Origin of the sequence: Neisseria shayeganii 871, assembly GCF_000226875.1 — a bacterium.
Taxonomy (GTDB): domain Bacteria; phylum Pseudomonadota; class Gammaproteobacteria; order Burkholderiales; family Neisseriaceae; genus Eikenella; species Eikenella shayeganii.
The window spans coordinates 161,104-177,540 of the sequence record NZ_JH164926.1 but is presented as its reverse complement, the minus strand read 5'-3'; the positions used below and the strand labels follow the sequence as shown (position 1 = coordinate 177,540).

At 60.7% G+C, this 16,437-nt stretch carries 16 protein-coding genes and 1 pseudogene; 11 read left to right on the top strand and 6 right to left on the bottom strand.

Annotated elements, in window-relative coordinates:
• The coding region (locus HMPREF9371_RS00790) for a hypothetical protein (protein ID WP_009117880.1) at positions 1–410 on the top strand (410 nt) is incomplete at its 5' end.
• Positions 411–482: 72 nt separating this feature from the next.
• Here HMPREF9371_RS00790 and HMPREF9371_RS13825 read toward each other — a convergent pair.
• Together HMPREF9371_RS13825 and gloB are read right to left on the bottom strand one after the other, a co-directional pair.
• Positions 483–629 (bottom strand): hypothetical protein, encoded by a 147-nt coding sequence (locus HMPREF9371_RS13825; protein WP_009117879.1) that lies wholly within the window; start codon positions 627–629, stop codon positions 483–485.
• Positions 630–835: 206 nt separating this feature from the next.
• Positions 836–1,582: a hydroxyacylglutathione hydrolase gene (gene gloB / locus HMPREF9371_RS00785; RefSeq protein WP_040660572.1), complete on the bottom strand. Its 747-nt coding sequence runs from the start codon at positions 1,580–1,582 to the stop codon at positions 836–838.
• Between the two features lie 90 nt (positions 1,583–1,672).
• On the opposite strand from gloB, the gene HMPREF9371_RS00780 reads away from it, so the two are divergent.
• The 5 genes from HMPREF9371_RS00780 (at position 1,673) to rho (ending at position 5,870) form a co-directional block, all read left to right on the top strand.
• Complete coding sequence (locus HMPREF9371_RS00780) at positions 1,673–2,269, top strand: phosphatase PAP2 family protein (protein WP_009117876.1); 597 nt, start codon at positions 1,673–1,675, stop codon at positions 2,267–2,269.
• A gap of 11 nt (positions 2,270–2,280) precedes the next feature.
• Complete coding sequence (locus tag HMPREF9371_RS00775; RefSeq protein ID WP_009117875.1) at positions 2,281–3,489, top strand: MFS transporter; 1,209 nt, start codon at positions 2,281–2,283, stop codon at positions 3,487–3,489.
• Positions 3,490–3,709: 220 nt separating this feature from the next.
• The gene (locus HMPREF9371_RS00770) at positions 3,710–3,913 is read left to right on the top strand and encodes a DUF2788 domain-containing protein (RefSeq protein ID WP_009117873.1); all 204 of its coding nucleotides are present in this window, start codon (positions 3,710–3,712) and stop codon (positions 3,911–3,913) included.
• Positions 3,914–4,055: 142 nt separating this feature from the next.
• Positions 4,056–4,382 (top strand): thioredoxin TrxA, encoded by a 327-nt coding sequence (gene trxA, locus HMPREF9371_RS00765; RefSeq protein ID WP_040660570.1) that lies wholly within the window; start codon positions 4,056–4,058, stop codon positions 4,380–4,382.
• A gap of 228 nt (positions 4,383–4,610) precedes the next feature.
• Positions 4,611–5,870, top strand: coding sequence for a transcription termination factor Rho (rho, locus tag HMPREF9371_RS00760; RefSeq protein ID WP_009117870.1), 1,260 nt, complete (start codon positions 4,611–4,613; stop codon positions 5,868–5,870).
• Between the two features lie 56 nt (positions 5,871–5,926).
• Here rho and HMPREF9371_RS00755 read toward each other — a convergent pair whose 3' ends face one another.
• Positions 5,927–6,778, bottom strand: a complete 852-nt coding sequence (locus tag HMPREF9371_RS00755) for a LysR substrate-binding domain-containing protein (protein WP_009117869.1) — start codon at positions 6,776–6,778, stop codon at positions 5,927–5,929.
• 100 nt (positions 6,779–6,878) lie between these two features.
• On the opposite strand from HMPREF9371_RS00755, the gene HMPREF9371_RS00750 reads away from it, so the two are divergent.
• The 4 genes from HMPREF9371_RS00750 to HMPREF9371_RS00735 all read left to right on the top strand — a co-directional run bounded on the left by HMPREF9371_RS00750 (position 6,879) and on the right by HMPREF9371_RS00735 (position 13,674).
• Positions 6,879–7,487, top strand: a complete 609-nt coding sequence (locus HMPREF9371_RS00750; protein WP_009117868.1) for a LysE family translocator — start codon at positions 6,879–6,881, stop codon at positions 7,485–7,487.
• Between the two features lie 162 nt (positions 7,488–7,649).
• Entirely contained in the window at positions 7,650–9,713 is a 2,064-nt protein-coding gene (ppk1, locus tag HMPREF9371_RS00745; protein ID WP_009117867.1) for a polyphosphate kinase 1, read from the top strand.
• Positions 9,714–9,886: 173 nt separating this feature from the next.
• Complete coding sequence (locus HMPREF9371_RS00740; protein ID WP_009117865.1) at positions 9,887–11,224, top strand: NCS2 family permease; 1,338 nt, start codon at positions 9,887–9,889, stop codon at positions 11,222–11,224.
• Between the two features lie 173 nt (positions 11,225–11,397).
• Positions 11,398–13,674 carry a DNA internalization-related competence protein ComEC/Rec2 gene (locus HMPREF9371_RS00735; RefSeq protein WP_009117864.1) on the top strand — a complete coding sequence of 759 codons (2,277 nt, stop codon included), beginning with the start codon at positions 11,398–11,400 and terminating at the stop codon, positions 13,672–13,674.
• Here HMPREF9371_RS00735 and HMPREF9371_RS12930 read toward each other — a convergent pair.
• A pseudogene (locus HMPREF9371_RS12930) lies at positions 13,627–13,788 on the bottom strand (ATP-dependent exonuclease); the annotation flags it as partial. The gene HMPREF9371_RS00735 and the pseudogene HMPREF9371_RS12930 overlap by 48 nt on opposite strands.
• Positions 13,789–13,879: 91 nt before the next feature.
• On the opposite strand from HMPREF9371_RS12930, the gene rlmB reads away from it, so the two are divergent.
• Positions 13,880–14,632, top strand: coding sequence for a 23S rRNA (guanosine(2251)-2'-O)-methyltransferase RlmB (gene rlmB / locus HMPREF9371_RS00730; protein ID WP_009117863.1), 753 nt, complete (start codon positions 13,880–13,882; stop codon positions 14,630–14,632).
• Between the two features lie 157 nt (positions 14,633–14,789).
• Here the strand turns inward: rlmB and dapD are convergent, their stop codons facing one another.
• Positions 14,790–15,611: a 2,3,4,5-tetrahydropyridine-2,6-dicarboxylate N-succinyltransferase gene (gene dapD / locus HMPREF9371_RS00725; RefSeq protein ID WP_040659898.1), complete on the bottom strand. Its 822-nt coding sequence runs from the start codon at positions 15,609–15,611 to the stop codon at positions 14,790–14,792.
• Positions 15,612–15,651: 40 nt separating this feature from the next.
• Positions 15,652–16,398 (bottom strand): leucyl/phenylalanyl-tRNA--protein transferase, encoded by a 747-nt coding sequence (aat, locus tag HMPREF9371_RS00720; protein WP_009117861.1) that lies wholly within the window; start codon positions 16,396–16,398, stop codon positions 15,652–15,654.
• Between the last annotated feature and the right edge of the window lie 39 nt (positions 16,399–16,437).

The following is a 16,437-nucleotide window of genomic DNA, read 5'->3' as shown; positions in this document are numbered from 1 at the left end:
CCGCCTTATTGTTGTGCTGTACCGCCCCATTTGCCCATGCCTTGGACGAGCGCGACCAAGGCGAATATGTCGTGTTGAATACCCAGGAGCGCCCGACGGCGATGCAGATGCGTTTTTTCCTGTCCGGAACACAGTGGATGATGGACGGCCGCCAAGCGCCGCAAGCATGGCGGCCGGTCTGCCGCGCCGAGGGTCCGTGCCGCCTTATCGATGCAAATGAAAACGACATTCTTGCTTGGAAAGCCGTTCTTCCCCGACATTGGCAGCCGCTTGCCTTCAGCTGCATCAAAAACCAAAGCATGGCTTTTTGCCGGGTCAACCACAGCCAAGACCCCAACCGCCGCGCCTATTGGATGTTTGCGCTGCTAAACCAGCCCGCGCAAGCCATTCCGCTGAACCGCCTGCGCTAACCATCACCTGCTCCGCCGCAGCCGGCAGCATCCAGGCTACCTGAAAGCCCGATCCCGAACAAACCATGGCTTTCAGGTAGCCTGAGACCTTTGCAAAACCTCCAGATGTGGATGCAGTTCAAGGCGTAGCAGCGCAGCGAGCGAAGACATATCATACAGATAGGCAAGCGAGCGAGCAGCACACAACGCAGAAATGCGCCGCAGATGGGGGTTTTGCAAAGGTCTCAGCCTCCAATCTATCCGGTTGCCGCTCAGGTAACCTTCCGGCGTTTAAAACCTGTTTTCATACGCATCCACCGTGTAGATTGAACACAAAAGATTCGTCCAAACCATACTGAACCCCACCTCGGTATCTGCCTTTCCCGCAAGCAGACAGGCTACCTGAAACCCTTCAGGTAGCCTGTTGTTCAGTTTGCCATGAGTATTTAAAACCCATTTTTCAATTCGCGCATGGCGGTAAAAACGGCACATTCGTCTGCCGGCGCTTGTCCGCTCAAAGCCGCTGTACGCTGCGCCACTTGAGGCAGATGGGTACGCAGAAAAGGGTTGATGCGCCGCTCATGCGCCAGGCTCACCGGCAAGCTGGGCACGGCCAGCCCGGCTTGGGCTTCGAGAACATCGGGGTTAGCGGGCTCGATATGGGCGGCGAAGCGCAGATTGGCCGCGGTGTATTCGTGCGCCGGGTAAAACAGCGTGTCGTCCGGCAGGCTGTTGAGCCGTTGCAGGCTGTGAAACAACTGTTCTGGCGTGCCGGTGAACACGCGGCCGCAACCGGCGCTGAACAGGGTGTCGCCGCAGAAAACATGCCGCCGGCCGCCGTCGTCCAGCACATAGGCCAGATGGGCATCGGTGTGGCCGGGCAGCTGCCACACCTCCACCCCGCAGCCGAATGCCGCCAAGCGGCTGCCTTCTCCTACGGTATGGGTGGCCGCCCGGATGTCGCGGTTGCCGTAAACGGCGCAACCGGGCGCATCGCGCAGCAAGGCTTCGATGCCGCCGGTGTGGTCGCGGTGGTGGTGGGTGACCCAAATCTGTGTCAGCATGAGACCGTGGCGTTTCAGGTAGCCCGCCACCGGAGCGGCTTCGCCCGGATCCACGCACACGGCTTGGCTGCCGGAGGCCAACAGCCAGATGTAGTTATCTTCAAAGGCGGGAATGGGGACAATCTGCAAGGGCATGGCGGTTCTCGATTCGACAGTTTGACAGGGATTCGCACGGCTGATAGATTGCGCGGCTTTTACAAAACATAACCATTACGCAACATGACGGCCATCGATTATATGGTGAATCTGGTGCTCAGCGGCATTTTGATTGTGGGCGCCTACCAGTTTTACTTCTTTACCCAACGCCACCCCATGCGGGCGGCCCGGCAATTCCACTCCGCTTGGGACGAGCGCATTCCCTTTGTGCCGTGGTGGTCTTGGATTTACAGCTTTCTGTATTATCCGGCCATTCTGTATCTCAACTGGTTGGTATCGGATGCGCGGCAATTTACCCTGCTGGCGTTCAGCTTTCTGATGCTGCTGTTTATGCAGATGCTGTTTTTCTGGCTGCTGCCGGTGTCCACGCCGGCGCATTGGCGCAGCATCAACACCGGCAAAACGGCTTCGGAAAAATTCCTGCTGTTTGTGCAGAAATTCGATCAATCCAGCAACTGCTTCCCCAGCATGCACGTTTCCGTGGCCATGCTCACCGCCCTGCACGCCGCCCCGTCTTTGGGCGCGGCGGCGTTTGCCTTTCCGCTGCTGATTGCCTTGTCTTGCCTGTTTACCAAGCAGCATTATCTGATCGATCTGCCGGCCGGCGCCGCCTTGGGCTGGCTGGCGCACCGGCTCTATCTTTGGCTGCTGGCCGCATAAGGAAAACCATCATGACCCTGCCCCGCGCCCTGCAACACCCGCGCTGCCTGCTCGCCTTGGCCGCCGCCGTCTTATTGTTGGCGGCGGTGATGCGGGCGCCCTTGGTGGCCTTCGGCCCGGTGGTGGACGTCATCGGCACGCAGCTGAACATCAGCGCCACCGCCTTGGGCCTGATCGGTGCGGTGCCGGTGTTGGCCTTCGGTGTCTTGTCGCTGGCCGCCGCCCCCTTATCGCGCCGGTTCGGTTTATGCACCACTCTGGCCGCGGTGTCCGCCTGCATCTTTGCCGGCCTCTTGCTGCGTTCGGCATGGCCTGCCGGCGCGGTTCTGCTGGCCGGCACCTTGGTTTTGTCGGCCGGCATTGCGGTGGCCAATGTGCTGCTGCCGGTGCTGATCCGCCGCTATTTCGCGCTGCGCACCGGCCTGATGACCGGGCTTTACACCGCCACCATGAGCATCAGCGGCGGCTTGGCCACGGTAGCGGCGGTGCCGCTGGCCAACGCATGGGGCTGGCAGGTATCGCTCGGCATTTGGCTGCTGCCGGCCTTGGGCGCCCTGCTGCTGTGGCCGCCGCTGGCGCGGCGCATCGGCCGCGATCTGCCGCCCAAGCTCGAACATAACGCCTCTAGCGTGCGCATCTGGCGCACCCCGCTGGCCTGGCAGGTCAGCCTGTTTATGGGTTTGCAGTCTTTGGTGTTTTACACTTTCGCCGCCTGGCTGCCCAGTATGCTGGCCGCCAAGGGCATGGACGCCTTGCAGGCGGGCTGGGTGGCGTCTTTATCGCAATGGGTGGGCTTCCCTACTTTCCTGCTGCTGGGTTGGCTGTTGGGCAAGACCGATGCCCACCGCTTTCCTGCCTTGGGCATGGTGGCTTTGGTGATTGCCGGCCTGCTGGGCCTGTGGCTGCTGCCCGCCGCTTGGGCCGGCTGGAGCATTGCCGTGACCACGGTGGGCATTTCGGGCATGTTTTTGATGAGTCTGATGTTCATCGGCCTGCGCACCGCCCACACCGCCGATGCCGCCCGGCTGTCCGGCATGGCGCAGTGCACCGGCTATTTGGTGGCGGCGGCCGGCCCTTTGGGCGCCGGCTGGCTGCTTGAGCGCAGCGGCAGCTGGGATGCCGTTTACGGCTTGCTGTCGGCGGCGCTGCTGCTGGCCGCCGTCTGCGGCTGGTATGCCGCCCGCCCCGTGGTGCTGGGCAAACAGCCTGCCGGACATTAGGCGGACCGCCCCAAACTTTGAGGGTGCGGTTTTCTCTTCCGAATGGCGGCAAGCACAACGGAACAAGTTCTTCATGCAGGCCTCTCAACCGTTTCCGCTTGAAATAGCTGCCTGTTTCAGGCTACCTGAAAACGCGGGGCAGGCGGAAACACGCTATAATGCGGCCTGCCGGACAGCGCCCAACGGCCTGTCCTTTCCGTTTTCTAAGGAGTAACACGGCATGACTGAAGCAGAATTCGCCGCTTGGTCCCTGAAAATCTGCCTGACCGTATTGGTGGTTTTTCTCGGCTTTATCGTTTGGGATCTGGGCAAAAAATCCAAAGCCGGCAAGTTCGGCACCTTCATCCTCTTTCTGGTGCTCGGCTTGGGCGTGATGGGTTTTCTGTTCAAAGAATTTCTGATCGGCTTTGTGATGGGCAAATAAACGCCCGCCCGCTTTCAGGTAGCCTGTCCGGCCAATGCGGCCGATTGCCAAAAACTATCTGCCTGCCGCCGGCTTGATATTTTGCGCCCGGCCCCTTATCTTTGCCGACATCTCCACCCACACCCTATCGAAAGGAAAACCGATGAGCGATTTAGTCCTCCACACCACCGACGCCGATTTCGAAAAAGACGTGTTGCAAGCCGCCGAACCCGTATTGCTCGACTTCTGGGCCCCTTGGTGCGGCCCCTGCAAAATGATCGCCCCCATCTTGGACGACATTGCCGCCGAATACCAAGGCAAGCTGAAAGTGGTCAAAATGAACATCGACGACAACGAGCAAACCCCCGCCCAATTCGGCGTGCGCGGCATCCCCACCCTGATGGTATTCAAAGACGGCCAACGCGTGGCCACCAAAGTGGGCGCCCTGTCGAAAAGCCAGCTGGCCGACTTTCTCAACGCCTCTCTGTAAAACCATCCGCCGCTGTCGTTTCCGGCAGCGGCTTCTTTTTGCCCCGATTCTTGACAGGCACACCGGCCGCCGCTAGAATGCCGCGCCTTTGCTGCCCCGAACCCTTCAAAGCAGCGTTCTGCTCCGGAATGACTTCCTCCGCCATTCGGCCGATTCAAACACCATTCCCGCCTCCCCCGTCAAACCACGACACCCTCATTCATTCTCCAACACCACATCTGTTTCTCTATGCACGTTTCCGAACTACAAAACCAGCATATTTCCAAACTGCTGGAAATCGCCGAAGAGCACGGCATCGAAAATGCCAACCGCCTGCGCAAACAAGACCTCGTTTTCGCCATCGTCCGCCACCTGATGAAGCAGGGACAAAGCTTCAACTGCTCCGGCACCCTCGAAATCCTGCCCGACGGCTTCGGCTTCCTGCGCAGCACTGACACCTCCTACCTCGCCAGCCCCGACGACATCTACGTTTCCCCCAACCAAATCCGCCGTTTCAACCTGCATACCGGCGACACCATCGAAGGCACCGTGCGCGTGCCGAAAAACGACGAGCGCTACTTCGCCCTTGTCCGCCTCGACAGCATCAACGGCGACCCCCCCGAAGTCTGCAAACACAAAATCCTGTTTGAAAACCTCACCCCGCTGTTTCCCACCCAGCAATTCAAACTCGAGCGCGACATCAAGGCCGAAGAAAATCTCACCAGCCGCGCCATCGACCTGGTTTCCCCCATCGGCAAAGGCCAGCGCGCCCTCCTGGTGGCCCCGCCCAAATCGGGCAAAACCGTGATGCTGCAAAACATCGCCCACGCCATCACCGCCAACTACCCCGAAGCCGAACTGATCGTGCTGCTCATTGATGAACGCCCCGAAGAAGTCACCGAAATGACCCGCAGCGTGCGCGGCGAAGTGGTGGCCTCCACCTTCGACGAACCGGCCGCCCGCCACGTTCAGGTAGCCGAAATGGTGATTGAAAAAGCCAAACGCATGGTGGAGCACAAAAAAGACGTGGTCATCCTGCTCGACTCCATCACCCGTCTGGCCCGCGCCTACAACACCGTGGTGCCCGCCTCCGGCAAAATCCTCACCGGCGGCGTGGACGCCAACGCCCTGCACCGCCCCAAACGCTTCTTCGGCGCCGCCCGCAACGTGGAAGAAGGCGGCTCGCTCACCATCATCGCCACCGCCCTCGTGGACACCGGCAGCCGCATGGACGACGTGATCTTCGAAGAATTCAAAGGCACCGGCAATATGGAGCTGCATCTGGAGCGCCGCCTGGCCGAGAAGCGCGTCTTCCCCGCCATCAACATCAACAAATCCGGCACCCGCCGCGAAGAATTGCTGGTGCCCAACGACCAACTCCAGCGCATGTGGCTGCTGCGCAAATTCCTGCACCCGATGGACGACATCGAAGCCACCGAATTTTTGGTCGGCAAACTCAAGGCTTCGAAAGACAACAACGACTTTTTCGAACTGATGCGCGGCAAATAATCTCGCCGCTACCCGTAACAGGCTACCTGAAACCTTTTCAGGTAGCCTGTTGCCTTTTATTCTTCTGGTTCCGCCATTTCCGAACGCAGCCAAGCCAGCAATTGCGCCTGCGGGCTGCCCTCGGCAAACCCTTTGGCCGACAGCAGGTAATACGCCGAGCCGTCGGGCACAAAGCCGTAAGGCGCCTGCAGCAAGCCCGCCGCCAATTCCTCCTCCACCATCCACGATGAAGCCACCGTCGCCCCTACGCCGGCACAAGCCGCTTGGATGCACAGATAAAAATGTTCGAATGCCCGACTATGCTCAAACTGCGGTGGCGCTTGCAGCGCGGCGGCACGCAGCCAATCGGCATAGGCCTGCGGCCGGCTGCGGCTGGCCAGATAAACCGTTGCGCGCGGCTGACGCCACAACAGGCCGGTGCGTTCGGCGGCAATGTATTCGGCTGGCAAATCCGGCGGCCAGGCAAAATCGTTGCGCCGCAAAGCCGCATCCACCTGCCCGCGGGCAAAATCCACCGCGCCGCCGGCCGCATAAATCACCAACTCCGTTTCCGGACAGGCTACCTGAAAACGCGGCAGGCGCGGAATCAGCCATTTCATCGCAATCGTGGGCTCGCAAGACAACACCAGCCGGTGCGGTGCAGCCAAGGCGGCCACCGCTTCGTTCAAGCCGGCAAACGCGCTGCGGCAGGCGGCCAATAAACGGCTGCCCGCCTCGGTCAGCACCAGCTGCCGCCCTTGTTTGATTAGTAAGGGCACGCCCACTGCCTGCTCCAGCAGTTTGAGCTGTTTGCTGAGTGCGCCGTGGGTCAGGCACAGGGTGTCGGCCGCCGCCTGCAGGCTGCCGCAGCTGCCGACATAATAAAAATACTTCAATGCCTGCAGCGGCAGGCGTTTGATATATTCCAAAATCTCATACTTTCTCAGAAATTAAATCGGTTTTTTTCTCTGCCTGATAAGGGCAGAATGGATTGTACAAAAATCCAATTACGGAAGAAAAGGAACCGATATGCAAGAATTACTCGCCGTTGCCGCCATCACCGTTTTGGCCGTGATCAGCCCCGGCGGCGACTTTGCCATGGTCAGCCGCAACAGCTATCTTTACGGCCGCCGCGCCGGCCTGCTCACGGCGGCGGGGATTGCCTGCGGGGTGTGGATTCATGTGGCCTACACCCTGCTCGGCGTCGGCCTGCTGCTGCAGCGTTGGCCCGCCGCGTTTTTCGCCGCCAAAATATTGGGCGCGCTGTATCTGATTTATATGGGCATCCAAACCTTCCGCCACCGGCCGGTGACCGCACAGGCCGATGGCACGGCCACTACTTTGGGCGCGGCGGCCGCTTTCCGCACCGGCTTGGCCACCAATGCACTGAATCCGAAAACCACGCTGTTTGTGCTCAGTACCTTCAGCCAAATTGTCAGCCCGCACACGCCGCTGTGGCAGCAGATCGGCTACGGCGCCTGGATGTCGGCCGCGCATGGGATCTGGTTTGCCTTTGTCGCCGTCGCCCTTTCCGCGCCCCATTTGCGCCAAGCCCTGCTGGCACGGCAGGTAACGGTAAACCGCGTCATCGGCTGCCTGCTGGCCGGCTTGGGGGTGTTGCTGGCCTGTTCGGATTAAAGCAAACCGACAGGCTACCTGAAAGCATTTCAGGTAGCCTTTCCTGCCGTGCCGCAGCGGTCGAAAGCCTGCCAGGTAAATGCTAGAATAAGCGCCGGTGCAAAATGCCTTCCTTGCTCCGTTTGCCCGCCCGATCACACGCCAAAAAATACAGGTGACACCATGCAGGAAACCGATACCATTCTTTGCCGCGAGCTCAGCCTGCTCGCCTTTAACCGCCGCGTGCTGGCCCAAGCGCAAGACAGCAGCATTCCGTTGCTGGAGCGGCTGCGCTTTTTGTGCATCGTCTCCTCCAACCTAGACGAATTTTTCGAAGTCCGCATGGCTTGGCTGAAAAAAGCCGAGCAGCTCAACCCCGACACCCCTTTGGACAACGGCTCCACGCCGGCCGAAACCATTGCCGCCGTCAGCCGCGAAGCGCGCACCCTGATTCAAGAGCAATACGCGCTGTTCAACCAAACCCTGATTCCCGCCCTGCGCGAAGAAGGGATTTACTTCTACCCGCGCCGCAGCTGGACGCCCGAGCAGCGCGAATGGATCGAAGACTATTTCCACCGCGAGCTCTTGCCCATCCTCACCCCCATCGGTATCGACCCTTCCCACCCCTTCCCGCGTCTGCTGAACAAATCGCTCAATTTCGCGGTGGAATTGGAAGGCAAAGACGCCTTCGGCCGCGCTTCCGATATGGCAATTGTGCAGGCGCCGCGTATTCTGCCGCGCATTTTGAAACTGCCGGCCGAACTGTGCGAAGGCCACCACGGCTTTGTGCTGTTGTCGTCCATTCTGCATGCCTATGTGCACAAACTGTTTATCGGCATGACGGTAAAAGGCTGCTACCAATTCCGGCTCACCCGCAACAGCGAGCTGACGGTGGACGAAGACGACCTCACCAATCTGCGCACGGCGATTCAGGGCGAATTGCGCGGCCGCCAGTTTGGCGACGAGGTGCGGCTGGAAGTGGCCGACAACTGCCCCGACAACGTGATCGACTTCCTGCTGCAGCAATGCAACCTCAGCCGCCACGAGCTGTATCAGGTAACCGGCCCGGTGAATCTGGTGCGCCTGATGGCAGTGCCCGATATGGTGAACCGCGACGATTTGAAATTCCGCCCCTTCCGACCCAGCATTCCCAAAGTGCTGCGCAAAGAACGCCGCATCACCGACGTGCTGCGCGAGCAGGACGTGCTGCTGCACCACCCCTACCAATCCTTCAGCCCCACCGTACGCTTTATCCAGGAGGCTGCCGTCGATCCCGACGTGGTGGCCATCAAGATGACGATTTACCGCACCGGCACCGATTCCGAACTGGCCCGGGCGCTGATGAACGCCGCCGCCGCCGGCAAACAGGTCACCGTGGTGGTGGAGTTGATGGCGCGTTTCGATGAAGAAAACAATGTGAAATGGGCCAACAAGCTCGAAAGCGTGGGCGCCCACGTGGTGTACGGCGTATTCGGCTACAAAGTGCACGCCAAAATGGCTTTGGTGATCCGCCGCGAAGAAAACGGCCGCCTCAAGCGCTACGCCCACCTCGGCACCGGCAACTACCACCAAGGCACCTCCCGCATCTACACCGACTTCGGCCTCTTAACCGCCGACGAAGCCATCACCGCCGATGTGAATACCCTGTTTATGGAAATCACCGGCCTCGGCCAGCCCAGCCGCTTAAACAAGCTCTACCACAGCCCCTTCACCCTCAACCAAATGCTGCTCGAGCGCATTGCCCGCGAAGCCGAACACGCCAAAGCCGGCAGACCCGCCCGCATCATGGCGAAAATGAATTCGCTCATCGAGCCGGGCATCATCCGCGCCCTCTACGAAGCCAGCGCCGCTGGTGTACAGATCGACCTCATCGTGCGCGGCATGTGCACCCTCCGCCCCGGCGTGCCCGGCCTGTCGGAAAACATCCGCGTGCGCTCCATCATCGGCCGCCTGTTAGAACACTCGCGCATCTTCTATTTCTACGACAACGGCGCCGAAGACACCTTCATCTCCAGCGCCGACTGGATGGGCCGCAACTTCTTCCGCCGCATCGAAACCTGCACCCCCATCGAACCGCCCAAGCTCAAAGCCCGCGTCATCCGCGAAGGGCTGACCTTGGCGCTGGAGGACAACCGTAAAGCCTGGCTGATGCAGCCCGACGGCAGCTATGTGCGCGCCGAATTACCGGAACAGGCCGAGCAGCAGATTGATCTGCAGGAAGTGTTGTTGCGCGAACACGGCGGCTGACACCATGGCACACAGGCTACCTGAAAGCCGCAGGCGGCTTTCAGGTAGCCTGTTTTCGCTGCACTTTAGCGCCCGAAAGTTTATAATGCCGCTCTTTTGGCCGCCCGCTGCCCAACCTGCTCAGATCCAAGCAGCCGGCGCTTCGCTACATTTTGATTCAATTGGGAATATTCATGAGCACACACACTTCCTGGCTTGACCGCCATTTCAAGCTTTCCGAGCACAACACCACGGTGCGCACCGAAATCATGGCCGGCGTTACCACCTTCCTCACCATGTGCTACATCGTCATCGTCAACCCCGGTATTCTGTCGATTACCGGCATGGATTTCGGCGCGGTGTTTGTGGCCACCTGTATTTCGGCCGCCATCGGCTGCTTCATCATGGGCGCGCTGGCCAATTATCCGGTGGCGTTGGCGCCAGGCATGGGCCTGAACGCTTATTTCACCTTTGCCGTGGTCAAAGGCATGGGCGTGCCCTGGCAGGTGGCGCTGGCGGCGGTGTTTGTGTCGGGGGTGATCATTTTCGTGTTCAGCTTCTTCAAAATCCGCGAAATGCTGGTCAACGCCCTGCCCATGAGCTTGAAAATGGCGATTGCCGCCGGCATCGGCCTGTTTTTGGCCCTGATTGCGCTGAAAAACGCCGGCTTGGTGGTGGCCAGCGACGCCACCTTGGTGAAAATGGGCGATCTGTATGTGCTGAACGAAGGCGTGAAACTGCCCAACTGGCCGGTGTTGCTGGCCCTGCTCGGCTTTTTCCTGATTGTGGTGCTGGATTATTTCCGCGTCCGCGGCGCCATCATCATCAGCATTCTGGCGGTGACCGCGATTGCCGCCGGCATGGGGCTGACCGAATTCAAAGGCATTGTGGCGCCGATTCCCAGCGTGGCGCCCACCTTTATGCAGATGGATTTCAATCAGCTGTTTAACGGCAGCATGATTGCGGTGATTTTCGTGTTTTTCTTGGTGGACCTGTTTGACAGCACCGGCACCCTGGTGGGCGTGTCGCACCGCGCCGGCCTGTTGGTGGACGGCAAACTGCCGCGCCTGAAACGCGCCCTGTTTGCCGACTCCACCGCCATCATCGCCGGTGCCAGCTTGGGCACATCCTCGATTACCCCTTATGTGGAAAGCGCTTCCGGCGTGGCCGCCGGCGGCCGCACCGGCCTCACCGCCATCACCGTGGGCGTGCTGATGCTGGCCTGCTTGTGGTTCTCGCCACTGGCGCAGGCCGTACCCGCCTTCGCCACCGCGCCGGCCCTGCTCTACATCGGCATCCATATGTTGCGCAGCACCCTGGAAATCGACTGGGAAGACATGACCGAAGCCGCGCCGGCCTTCCTCACCATCGCCTTTATGCCTTTCACCTACTCGATTGCCGACGGCATCGCCATGGGCTTCATCAGCTATGCGCTGATCAAGCTCTTGTGCGGCCGCGCCAAAGAAGTGCCGGTAATGGTGTGGATTGTGGCCGTGGCTTGGGTCGCCAAATTCTGGTTTTTGGGCGTGTAAGTTTCTCTTGACACCAATGCCACCGGCTCCAGAGCCGGTGGTTTTGTTTTGAGGCTGCCTGAAAAGCCTGCATAGCCGCTTCCAACTTCCGATGCCGCTTCAATGCCTTGCCCCTCATCCCATGTTTCCCTTACACTGCCGCCGAGCAATCACTCTCCAACAGCGGGCAGAACATGGCAGGCAGCGGATGGCGTTTTTGGGCGGTCGGCGTGCTGGCGGCATTTTTATTGCCGGCGGCGCATTTGACTGCCCTGCTCTCAGCCGCCGGCCTGCTGTTGTTTGCTGCAGGCAGCCTGCGCCGTTTCCGCGCCGCCTGGTGGCTGCTGGCCGGTTTGCTCTACGGCGTGTGGCGGATTGAAGCCGCCGTGTCGGGGCAATGGCCGGTCGAGCCGGAATCGCAACGGGTAGAAATGGTGTTTCAGGTAGCCTCGGTGGCGGAAGAAGCGCCTTACGCAGTGCGTTTCGAAGCCCTTGCCGAAACGGCAGACGGCCGACGCTACCGCCTGTTGCTGAGCGACCGCCTCAAACGCGAATGGCTACCCGGCAGCCGCTGGCGGATAGAAGCGCGCGTCCGCCCCACCATCGGCGAACGCAACGACAACGGCTTCGACCGCGAAGCGTGGGCGCTGTCACGCGGCCTGCACGGCTTGGCCTCGGCAGGTGTGGAACGCACCGGGCTGACGCCGGACCGCGGCTGGCACACCCGTTGGCAGCAATGGCGTTATCGGGCGCAGCAGCGCTGGCAGGGCGTGGCGGCCGTGTATCCGCAAGGCGCGGCGCTGATGCGGGCTTTGGGCACCGGCGGCTACGGCGGTTTGGAAGACGAACATTGGCAGGCGTTCCGCCATTTGGGCATCAACCATTTGGTGAGCATTTCCGGCCTGCATGTGGGCATGACGGCTTTGGCGGCCGGCCTGTTGGCACGCTTGCTGCTGTGGCCGCTGCCCTTGGCCGAGCCGAGGCGCTGGGTATTGGCCGCGGGTTTGGCCGCCGCCGTGGCGTACGGCGCTTTGGCCGGTTTCGGCGTGCCGGTGCAGCGCAGCCTCTTGATGTTGTCGATATTTGTGTGGCATTGGTGGCGGCGCAGCGGCGCTTCGCCTTGGCAAAGCTGGTGGTTCGCCCTCAGCGCGGTGTTGCTGTGGCAGCCGCTGTCGGCTCTGGGCGTGGGGTTTTGGCTGTCTTTCGGCATGGTGGCGGTATTGATTTGGGCCGCCGACAAGCGTCTGCGCCACGGCAAATGGCGCGCACTCTGGCGCGGGCAGGCCGCGGTTACTGTTTTCGGTTTTTGGGCGGCCGGCCAAGCTTTCGGTGTCGTCCCGCTGGCGGCGCCCTTGGCCAATTTACTGCTGATTCCGTGGTTTTCCTGGCTGTTGGTGCCTTTGGCCTTGTTGGCGGTGCTGCTGCCCGGCGACGCCCTGCTCCGCTTGGCGGCGGCTTTGGGGGAATACACGCTTGAGGCCGTTGTGTGGGCGGGCACTCAGATGCCGGTGGGCAGCCTGCCCCATCTGCCGCCCGCTTTTTGGCTGGCGGTGTTGGCGGCCTTGGCCGTGCTCCTGCTGCCGCGCGGCTTGGGTTTGCGGCCGTGGGCGGCGGCTGTGTTGCTGCTGTCCTGCTGTTACCGTACGCCTGCACCGGATGACGGCACGGCTGCGATACGCATTCACGATGTCGGCCAGGGTTTGGCCGTGCAAATCCGCACCCGAAACCATTGGCTGCTGTTCGACACCGGCACCGAAAACGCCGCCAAGTTACAGCTGCTGCCCGCCCTGTGGGCACAAGGCCTGCCGCCGCCCGATGTGCTGGTGGCGTCGCATCACGATGCCGACCACGACGGCGGCTTGGCGGCCGTTCAGGTAGCCTTTCCGCCCGCCCGGCTATATGCCGGCCAGCCGGCTGCTTATCCCGGCCAAGCGGCACGCCATTGCCGCGGCGGCCTCAACTGGACTTGGGACGGCGTCTGGTTCGAATTCCTCACCCCGCCGCCGCAAACACAGCTGGCCGACAACGAACAAAGCTGCGTGTTGCGCGTAGTGGCCAACGGCGAAGCCGTGCTGATTACCGGCGATTTGGGCAAAGCCGGCGAGCGCGAATTGGTGCGCCGCTACGGCAGCGGCCTGCACAGCCAAATCCTGCTGCTCGGCCACCACGGCAGCCGCTCTTCCACTGCCGTCGAATTTTTGGAAGCCGTGGCGCCGCACACAGCGGTGGCCACCAACGGCTTTGCCAATCCCTACCGCCATCCCGCCGCCGAAGTGCGCCACAGCCTGAGCGCGCGCGGCATCCGCCTCCACACCAGCGCCCGCAGCGGCCGCATCGACTTCCTGCTCGGCAACGGCCGTTTGCAGCCAAGCCTGCTGCCGCGGCGCTTTTGGCAGCGCAAACCGCTGGCCGAAACCGAAACCCTGAGACCTTTGCAAAACCTTCAGATGTGGATGCAGTTCAAGGCGTAGCAGCGCAGCGAGCGTGAACGCCAGGAATCCCCGTGGGAAAGACATATCATCTAGATAGGCAAGCGAGCGAGCAGCGCACAACGCAGAAATGCACCGCAGATGAGGGTTTTGCAAAGGTCTCAGCCTGCTTTTCAGGTAGCCCGAAACCTACACCATGCCGCGTATCGCGTATAATGCGCCTCTTTGACGTTTCCCCGAGCCCAGCATGGCCAACCAACGACTGATCTACGGTTTTCACGCCGTCAACGCCCGTTTGTGGCAAAACCCCAAAAGCCTGACCGAGCTTTACATCCAAGAAGGCCGCCAAGACGCCCGCACCCGCGATGTTTTGGAAAAAGCCACCGCCGAAGGCGTACGCGTGCATTTTGCCGATGCGGCACGGCTCAACAGCCTGTGCAAAAACGCCCGCCACCAAGGCGTAGTCGGTTTCATCGACGCTTCGCGCCACCATGTGCATCTGGAAGACGTGCTGGAAAACCTGAACGAGCCGCCCTTTCTGCTCGTGCTCGACGGCATCACTGATCCGCATAACCTCGGCGCCTGCCTGCGCGTGGCCGATGCCATGGGCGTGCACGCGGTGATTGCGCCGAAAGACAAAAGCGCCGGCCTCAACGCCACAGTTAGCAAAGTGGCCTGCGGCGCCGCCGAAACCGTGCCCTACATCACCGTCACCAATCTGGCCCGCACCCTGCGCGAACTGAAAGAATACGGCATTTGGATTGTCGGCACCGACATGGGCGGCGAAGCCGACCTCTACCACTACAGCGTGCCCGACAGCGTGGCCTGGGTGATGGGCAGCGAAGGCGAAGGCATGCGCCGCCTCACCCGCGAACACTGCGATGCCTTGGTGTCGATTCCGATGCTGGGCATGGTGGAGAGCCTGAACGTTTCCGTGAGCGCCGGCATGGTCTTGAGCGAAAGCCGCCGCCAACGCACTCTACGCCAGGAACAGCAATAAGCGCTTGAGGCTACCTGAAAGCCGGATACGGGTTTTTCCGCTTATGCGCCGACGATAAAAACAACCGAATATCCTGTCTGTAAAGGATATTCGGTTGTTTTTTAAAAGATCAGGCTTTCAGGTAGCCCTGAGACCTTTTCGCGAATCTGCCTTGGCCTTAAACCCCGCGCAGCAATTCATTTACGTTGGTTTTGGCGCGGGTTTGCGCGTCCACTTTTTTCACGATCACCGCACAATACAGGCTGTGGCCGCCGTCCTTGGCCGGCAGGCTGCCGGACACCACCACCGAGCCGGCGGGCACGCGGCCATAATGGATTTCGCCGGTTTCGCGGTCATAAATTTTGGTGGATTGGCCGATATACACGCCCATCGAAATCACGCTGCCTTCTTCCACAATCACGCCTTCCACAATCTCGGAACGCGCGCCGATAAAGCAGTTGTCTTCAATAATGGTCGGGCTGGCCTGCAAGGGTTCCAACACTCCGCCGATGCCCACGCCGCCGCTCAAGTGCACATTTTTGCCGATTTGCGCGCAAGAACCCACCGTGGCCCAAGTGTCCACCATCGTGCCTTCGTCCACATAAGCGCCGATGTTCACATAAGAAGGCATCAGCACCACGTTTTTGCCGACAAAGCTGCCGCGGCGCGCCACCGCACCCGGCACCGCGCGGAAACCGGCCGCCTGAAACTGCGCCTCGTCCCAAGCGGCAAACTTGGTCGGCACTTTGTCGAAATAGCGGTTCACGCCGTCGTCCTGCACTTCGTTGTCGGCAATGCGGAACGACAACAACACCGCTTTTTTCGCCCATTCGTTTACCTGCCATTGACCGACACCCAAACGCTCGGCCACCCGCAAGGCGCCGGAATCCAGCCGGCGCAGGGTTTCCTCTACCGCCTCTTTCACTTCAGCAGTGACGGTTTTCGGCGTGATGTCGGCACGCTGCTCGAAAGCGGTTTCAATAATGTTTTGTAATGACATACAGTTTTCCTTCAACAGATGGATCAATAAAAAATGACTTTCAGGTAGCCTGCCCGGCTGCACAGGGGTTTTCCCGCACCGTACCGGGCAAAATAACCGCTTCCAAAGGCAAAGCATTCAGGCGCCGCAAAGCGGCTTGGAAAGCAGAAAAATCCATGGGCTCCGAGCCGAAGCGCGCCAAATGGCGGGTGTCCTGCTGGCAGTCGATCAATTCAATGCCGCAACCGGCCAGAAACGGCACCGCGCAGGCAAAAGCGATTTTGGAAGCATCGGCCGCCGCGGCAAACATCGATTCGCCGTAAAACACCCGCCCGATCTGCACGCCGTAAAAACCGCCGGCCAACTGCCAACCGCCCTGCCGGTCGGGATACCAACATTCAAACGAATGGGCATGGCCGAGATGATGCAGGGCGGTATAAGCGGCCTGAAACTCGGGCGCAATCCAAGTGCCGTCTTGGCCGGGGCGCGGCACGGCGGCACAGGCGGCGATGACCGCCTCGAAATCGTGATTCACCGTTACCCGATAGGCTTTGTGGCGCAGGGTTTTCGCCAGCGAACGGCCAATGTGCAGATGCGGCGGCAGCAAAACCGTGCGCGGCGCCACCACAAACCAGAAAAAATAACCCTGCTCGGCAAACCACGGAAAAATGCCCTGCCGGTAGGCGGCCAACAGGCGGTCGGGCTGCAAATCCGCGCTCACTGCCACCAGGCCGTCGTTATGGGCAATAGCCGGTCCGGGATCAGGAAACTCAAAACATTCGGGCGGCAGCAACGGCGTATTCCACATGGTTTATCCGGTAGTAAAATGCTTTCAGGTAGCCTGAAT

Coding starts and splice junctions, on each gene's coding strand:
- trxA (WP_040660570.1), top strand. CDS start 4,056: ATGAGCGATTTAGTCCTCCACACCACCGACGCCGATTTCGAAAAAGAC.
- HMPREF9371_RS00770 (WP_009117873.1), top strand. CDS start 3,710: ATGACTGAAGCAGAATTCGCCGCTTGGTCCCTGAAAATCTGCCTGACC.
- HMPREF9371_RS00750 (WP_009117868.1), top strand. CDS start 6,879: ATGCAAGAATTACTCGCCGTTGCCGCCATCACCGTTTTGGCCGTGATC.
- rlmB (WP_009117863.1), top strand. CDS start 13,880: ATGGCCAACCAACGACTGATCTACGGTTTTCACGCCGTCAACGCCCGT.
- HMPREF9371_RS00735 (WP_009117864.1), top strand. CDS start 11,398: ATGGCAGGCAGCGGATGGCGTTTTTGGGCGGTCGGCGTGCTGGCGGCA.
- dapD (WP_040659898.1), bottom strand. CDS start 15,611: ATGTCATTACAAAACATTATTGAAACCGCTTTCGAGCAGCGTGCCGAC.
- aat (WP_009117861.1), bottom strand. CDS start 16,398: ATGTGGAATACGCCGTTGCTGCCGCCCGAATGTTTTGAGTTTCCTGAT.
- ppk1 (WP_009117867.1), top strand. CDS start 7,650: ATGCAGGAAACCGATACCATTCTTTGCCGCGAGCTCAGCCTGCTCGCC.
- HMPREF9371_RS00740 (WP_009117865.1), top strand. CDS start 9,887: ATGAGCACACACACTTCCTGGCTTGACCGCCATTTCAAGCTTTCCGAG.
- rho (WP_009117870.1), top strand. CDS start 4,611: ATGCACGTTTCCGAACTACAAAACCAGCATATTTCCAAACTGCTGGAA.
- HMPREF9371_RS00780 (WP_009117876.1), top strand. CDS start 1,673: ATGACGGCCATCGATTATATGGTGAATCTGGTGCTCAGCGGCATTTTG.
- HMPREF9371_RS00775 (WP_009117875.1), top strand. CDS start 2,281: ATGACCCTGCCCCGCGCCCTGCAACACCCGCGCTGCCTGCTCGCCTTG.